The 6,970-nt window shown below is 40.4% G+C and carries 4 protein-coding genes and 1 other RNA gene; 3 read left to right on the top strand and 2 right to left on the bottom strand.

What is annotated here, in order from left to right; genetic code table 11:
- Positions 1–515: 515 nt before the first annotated feature.
- A complete protein-coding gene (locus ACILQF_RS08895) occupies positions 516–2,933 on the bottom strand; it encodes a thiamine pyrophosphate-dependent enzyme (RefSeq protein ID WP_395627065.1) in 2,418 nt (805 codons plus the stop codon).
- 335 nt (positions 2,934–3,268) lie between these two features.
- On the opposite strand from ACILQF_RS08895, the gene ACILQF_RS08890 reads away from it, so the two are divergent.
- The 3 genes from ACILQF_RS08890 to ACILQF_RS08880 all read left to right on the top strand — a co-directional run bounded on the left by ACILQF_RS08890 (position 3,269) and on the right by ACILQF_RS08880 (position 5,632).
- A complete protein-coding gene (locus ACILQF_RS08890) occupies positions 3,269–4,468 on the top strand; it encodes a pyridoxal phosphate-dependent aminotransferase (protein ID WP_395627064.1) in 1,200 nt (399 codons plus the stop codon).
- Positions 4,469–4,517: 49 nt separating this feature from the next.
- Positions 4,518–4,886: a transfer-messenger RNA gene (gene ssrA / locus ACILQF_RS08885) on the top strand.
- Between the two features lie 248 nt (positions 4,887–5,134).
- The gene (locus ACILQF_RS08880) at positions 5,135–5,632 is read left to right on the top strand and encodes a cupin domain-containing protein (RefSeq protein WP_395627063.1); all 498 of its coding nucleotides are present in this window, start codon (positions 5,135–5,137) and stop codon (positions 5,630–5,632) included.
- Positions 5,633–5,639: 7 nt separating this feature from the next.
- On the opposite strand, the gene ACILQF_RS08875 is transcribed toward ACILQF_RS08880, so the two are convergent.
- Positions 5,640–6,970, bottom strand: a 1,331-nt coding sequence (locus ACILQF_RS08875; protein WP_395627062.1) for a sulfatase-like hydrolase/transferase, incomplete at its 5' end; no start/stop codon positions are given.

Genomic DNA, 6,970 nt, shown 5'->3' with positions numbered 1-6,970 from the left:
AAAAGCCGGTAGACTAGGGATAGGCTGCTAGGGTGACTGGTAGGAATGAGGCTGGTACGGTGACAACACCGACCAGAGGACATCTGCTACATATATCTTGCCCGATACTAGCTGCATCGAACTACCCTGTAGTCCGTTTTCACCGTACCTCTATGATATCGCCTTCCAAAAGCCGGTAGACTAGGGATAGGCTGCTAGGGTGACTGGTAGGAATGAAGCTAGTACGGTGACAACACCGACCAGAGGACATCTGCTACATATATCTTGCCCGATACTAGCTGCATCGAACTACCCTGTAGTCCGTTTTCACCGTACCACTATGATATCGCCTTCCAAAAGCCGGTAGACTAGGGATAGGCTGCTAGGGTGACTGGTAGGAATGAGGCTGGTACGGTGACAACACCGACCAGAGGACAAAGATATTGGTGGATAAGGGATGGTTGGTGCAGTGGCGAATACACGGAAGCCACTGGCACGGTGGTTAAACCGACCAGAGGGCCATAGTAGAGTAATCTTTAAAACAAATCAGGAAACTTAGCTGGCGCACTTTCATTCATCATTTCGTAAACAATCTCCATCACATCATCCATTGAAGGTTTACTAAAATAATCACCATCCGAACCATATGGTGTACGGTGTGGCTTTCCTGTTAAAGTTCTAGGCTTGCCATCCAAATATTGATAACCGTTTTGTGTTTCCAATATCTGTTGCATAATAAATGCAGATGAACCACCTGGAACATCCTCACCAACAACCAAAAGTTTATTGGTTTTACGTAATGATTGTGAACAAATTTTATCCAAATCGAAAGGCAGGAAGGTCTGAGGATCGACAATTTCGACATGAATACCCATTTTTTCAAGTTCTTCTGCCGCCTGTTCTACTATTCTTAAAGTTGAACCATACGTAACAATCGTCATATCAGAACCTTCACGAATAATTTCAGCCTTACCCAATTCAACTCTAAATTCGCCAATATTGGAGGGCATTTTTTCCTTCAGTCGATAGCCATTTAAACACTCAATAACCAATGCAGGTTCATCTCCTTTTAACAAGGTATTGTACATTCCGGCCGCTTGAGTCATGTTTCTTGGTACGCAAACATGAACTCCTCGCAATGAGTTAATAATCACACCCATAGGCGAACCTGAATGCCAAATTCCTTCTAAACGATGACCGCGTGTACGAACAATGAGTGGTGCTTTTTGCCTTCCTTTGGTGCGATAGCTCAATGTGGCCAAATCATCACTTAAAATATTTAGAGCAAAAAGTAAATAATCTAGATATTGAATTTCAGCGATTGGACGCAAACCTCGCATGGCGAGACCAATTCCTTGTCCGATGATAGTCATTTCACGGATTCCAGTATCGGTAATCCTCTTTTTGCCATACTTCGCTTGGAGACCTGCAAAACCTTGATTCACATCCCCAATAGCACCCACATCCTCACCAAAAGCAAGAATTCGTGCATCACGGGCAAAGTTAGCATCAAAGCATGCATTTAAAATCTCTCTACCATCAACTAATATCGCATCATCATCATATTCTGCCGCTAAGCCTTTAATATGAAGAGGAGATTCTGACGAATCTGTAAAAAGTTTAGAATTATATCGATCAAAATTAGATTCATGCTGCTGTGCATACCAATTTTGTAAGTTTTTCTTCGAATCAGAGGGGTCATTTCTTAGCTCACGCAAAGCATACCTAACCAAACCTATCACATCCTTACGGGAAGCATCACTGCTAACCTTAAGCCCATTGACTTGATTGATTAATTCCTGATGATTTGTACCTAATATAATTTGATGAACCGTTTCAAGCTCCAATTTCATGGAGGAGTTAAAATCAGCCCAGGCTTTTTTCTGACAGTCACGAATATAGACTTTGGCAGTAGTTTCAATTTCATTTAACTCTTCATCAGTAGCAATGGCCGATTCAATCATCCATTTTCTCATTTGAAGCATGCAATCGTACTCATTTTCCCAAGCAATCCGAGACTTATCTTTATAACGCTCATGCGATCCAGAGGTTGAATGGCCTTGAGGTTGAGTCATTTCAGTTACATGTATCATTACGGGTATATGTTGCTCGCGGCAAACCCGAATAGCCTTCTCGTAAGTCTCACATAGGCCTGGGTAATCCCAGCCTCTAACCTTAAAAATCTCATAGCCTTCGCCCTTTTCATCGCGTTGGAAACCCTTTAAAATCTCGGAGATATCTTGTTTTGTAGTCTGATATTCAGCTGGAACCGAAATACCATAGCCATCATCCCAAATGGAAACAGCCATAGGTATTTGAAGAACACCTGCCGCATTAATCGACTCGAAAAATATGCCTTCAGATGTTGATGCATTACCAATTGTACCAAAGGCAACTTCATTACCATTTACTGAAAAATTCTTTAAATAGTCTAATTCCGGGTTATTCCTAAATAATTTAGATGCCAAAGCCAATCCCACTAAACGCCCCATTTGTCCGCCAGTAGGTGAAATATCCGCAGAAGAGTTTTTTGTTTTTGTTACATCCAGCCAATTCCCGTTCTCATCGAGAAGCCGGGTGGAAAAATGGCAATTCATCTGCCTACCAGCAGAGCCTGGATCAGCATCTTTATCTGTATTGGCGTATAATTGAGCAAAAAACTCAGGTAAAGTCAACATTCCTGCAGCAAGCATAAATGTTTGGTCACGGTAATAACCAGAACGCCAATCGCCGGCTTTAAAAGCCTTTGCCATGGCGAGTTGAGCGACTTCCTTACCATCCCCAAAAATTCCAAACTTAGCTTTACCTGTTAGGACTTCTTTACGGCCTAAGAGGCTTGCCTGACGACTCTCATAGGCGATTTTATAATCGCTTATGATTAGACCTCTAAAAGCTTCAAAGCTTAATTCTTCCTGTTCTGATAAAGAGTTATCTATTGTTTGGGATCTTATCATAGATTTAATTAAATACAAAAATAAGAAAATCGAACTGTAATTGAACATTAAAGCACAAAATTATAATTTGCTTATCAATAGCTTTACCAAACTATTGCAATAACTTAACCACAAAAAGATCTAATAAACTGGTTTAAAAGCCAAAAAAAATAATGTTTAGATTTTAATAATGATTTAGTTTTGCAGTAAAATGACAATTAGATAATTTAAAATCCATCATTTCAATAGAATCAGCATTCAAATCGTTAAATGAATATTGAAAAACGCTTCCTATTTTCTTGAAAATAAAATCAAAAATATAATCTAAGCCATAAGGTTTTTTTTATTTTTGCTCCATGCCAGAAATCTCAAGTAAAGGCCAGCAAATGCCCGCCTCCCCAATTCGAAAATTAACTCCATTCGCTGATAAGGCAAAGAGTGAAGGTAAGAAGGTTTATCATTTAAATATCGGTCAGCCAGATATTGAAACTCCTGAGGGAATGCTTAACGCGATAAAAAATATCGACTTCAATGTATGGGCTTATACCCCATCTGAGGGCACTTTGGCATATCGCAGTAAACTGACTGAATACTACAATAAACTAAATTATACTATTAACCCTTCTCAGATATTAGTTACTGTTGGGGGTTCTGAGGCGATTACCATTGCAATGCAAGCCTGTGTAAATGAGGGTGATGAAATAATTATACCTGAGCCTTTTTATGCAAATTACAATGGTTTTGCCTGCATGAGTAATGTGGTGGTCAAGCCGATTCTATCTCATATTGAAAATGGATTTGCCCTACCGGCAATCAGTGAATTTGAGAAACTAATCACTCCAAAAACTAAGGCGATTATCATCTGTAATCCGAATAATCCGACCGGTTATTTATACTCCAGACAAGAGTTGGAAGCATTGAGAGATCTTTGCTTAAAGTACAATTTATTTCTGTTTTCTGATGAAGCTTACCGTGAATTTTGTTACGATGGTAAGGAGTTTATTTCACCGATGCACCTTGAAGGCCTAGATCAGCACGTAATTGTGATGGATACAGTTTCTAAGCGCTATAGTGCATGTGGCGCCCGTTTAGGCTGTTTAATTACTAAAAACAAGGAAGTGATTGCTGCAGGATTAAAATTCGCACAAGCGAGATTGAGTCCAGGCATGGTTGAACAAATTGCTGGCGCAGCGGCAGTAGATACTCCAGACAGCTATTTCGAAAAAGTAAACAAAGAATATACCATGCGTCGCGACATCTTAGTTAATCGTTTAAACAGCATTAATGGCGTATTTTGTCCGAACCCAGGTGGCGCTTTCTATGTTGTAGCAAAGTTCCCCATTGATAATGCCGATAAATTCTGCCAATGGATATTGGAAGAGTTTGAATATGACAATCAGACAGTTATGATGGCCCCTGCGACTGGCTTTTATAGTTCTGAAGGCGCGGGAATGAACGAGGTACGTTTGGCATACGTTTTGAATAAGCAAGATTTGGAAGCAGCAATGATTTGCCTGGAGAAAGCTTTAGAGGTTTATCCAGGTCGCGTTGACTGATTTTCATGAGGATATGTTTGATATTTCGTATCTTTGTATTAACTAAATCGGGCCCGACCGGAATTGACAGGGTGGAGATAGGTATGTAAGCATGCGGCGCATTGTAAGTATTAGCGCTTAAATCTGAACTTTCAAACCACAATTGGCGAAAATAACTACGCCTTAGCTGCTTAATTTAGAATTAAGTAAGCTTTTGTTCCGTCAGATTCTGTTCTGTAGTCTGACACCAGGGGCATCGAACAACAGGACTGGCCAGGGTTTAATGGTGTGATAACTCGGTAAGACAAAACATCTACGGAAGAAGGTACAGGTAAGCGGTTGACCTTCCCCTTCCCGACAATTAAACAACAGCTAAGCACGTAGAAAGCATAATTTGTCCCATGTTTGGACGAGAGTTCGAATCTCTCCGGGTCCACTTGATGATGAAAAGCCAGGCCGCAGGCTGAGCGAAATAAAAAAACCATTCCTAAAAGGCTTGGTTTTTTTATGCAGCGAAGAATGCCTGAGCGTAGTGAAGCTGGCTTTTGATTCCTTTCACGGGTTAGGAGATGATCAGCGCAAGCTAATCTCTCCGGGTCCACAAAAAACCTCCAATTAAGTGATTGGAGGTTTTTTTATGTGCTCTTTAGGTTAAAAGAATTAATTATTCACATTTTTGTAAAAAACATGCTCATGATCCAAAAGCTAATTAATCACTACCAACTTTTACCACACCCAGAGGGTGGATATTATAAAGAGACTTATAGGTCTGCTGAAAATATTCCGCACGCAGCTTTACCAGAGCAATTTTCGGGTGCTCGATCAATTAGTACAGCCATTTATTTTTTGCTCTTAAAAGATCTTTTTTCAGCCTTTCACCGCATTAAAAGTGATGAATGCTGGCATTTTTATGAAGGCGCAAGCTTGAATGTTCATGTGCTTCATTTAAACGGTGAATATCAACTTATCAAATTAGGTAAAAATAGCGATCAAGGTGAGGTTTATCAGGCCATTGTGCCTGCCGGAGCATGGTTTGCCTCCGAAAGCACCGGCAATTACTCATTCGTTGGCTGCACCGTGGCTCCAGGCTTCGATTTTAATGATTTTGAATTGGCAAAGGCAGATAAACTAAAGGCTGAATACCCAAAGAATACTGATCTTATTGAGCTACTCTGCCGTCAATAAAAGCATATTAGTTTTTAGCTGAAAAATTCATCAGTTGATATTGCTCATCTGGCCATGGAATCTGTTTCCCATCCTTTTTAAAAGTTGGCATTAGTGCATTTTTAGATTTCAGCTCCTTAGTCATTAATTGTGCGAGCGCCTTCACTTTTTCAGGATATTTTGCAGATAAATCATGCTCTTCGCTAATATCATCGCTCAAGTTATAGAGCTCCAATGTTTTATACTTATGGAAATATATTAACTTCCAATCGCCCTTGCGTAAGGCTGTTCCCCAAGATATTCCCTTTAAATTAACATTGGTCCAGTTATTTGGATAATGCCATAAAAGTACCTTTTCAGAATCTATTTTACTTTGATCATGCAAAAATGGAACGATACTTTTGCCATCCACTTTTTGTATGGTTTTATATTTTTTCTCGCCCGCAAATTCCATTAGGGTTGGGAAAATGTCATCGATGCCTACATATTGCTTGCTTGTTGTGGCTGGAGCAATCCCAGGACCAGCAACAAGCATAGGAACGCGAATTCCACCTTCATAAAGAGAGCCCTTACCTTGCCTCAAGGGAAGATTCTGAGTGTGGGCCTCCCCTCCTCTTTGTGGGCTTAAACTCAATCCGCCATTGTCTGATAGGAACAAAATATAAGTATCGTCCACAATGCCCTCTTTTTCTAGGTAATCCATCAAATCCCCTAGGCTCTTATCCATTCCCTCCACAAGGGCTGCATAACGCGCCTCAGTATCCGAAATTCCTTTATCAATATACTGTTGGTAAAATCGCTCATCCTTACTTAGTGGAACATGCACTGCATAATGTGACATGTGCAAGAAAAATGGCTTTCCGCTATTTTTATTGGCCTCCAAAGTGGCAATAGCTTCTCTCGTTAAAGCTTCGGTGAGATTTAATCCTTGAGCGATATACTTATCGAGCCCCTTCACGGCCCACAGGGTATCATTTGGATTATTACGGTAAGAATCTTTAGCCAAAAAACTACCCGGATGCCCCGCAGCAGAGCCCGCAATATTTACATCAAATCCAATAGTCAAGGGATTAGAGGCAGGTGTGCCATAAGGCGAAAAATGTGCCTTACCGCAATGGATATTATAATAACCAGCTTGTTTTAAAAGCATGGGTAATGGCGTAGCTACAACTGAGTTTGCAATACCAGGAGCAGTACTCAATCCGTTGAAATTCCAATTTGGTGGAGTCATCACACTATCTGGATAATCAGTGGGAGTATCTTTTTTTACATTGGTCCAGTTTGTAATTCTATGCCTAGCCACATTCATTCCGGTAGCTAAACTCACCCTGCTAGGTGTACAAACAGGATTTGAATATG

Source organism: Daejeonella sp., assembly GCF_044232565.1.
Lineage (GTDB): Bacteria > Bacteroidota > Bacteroidia > Sphingobacteriales > Sphingobacteriaceae > Daejeonella.
This window is presented reverse-complemented; position numbering and strand designations above follow the sequence as displayed.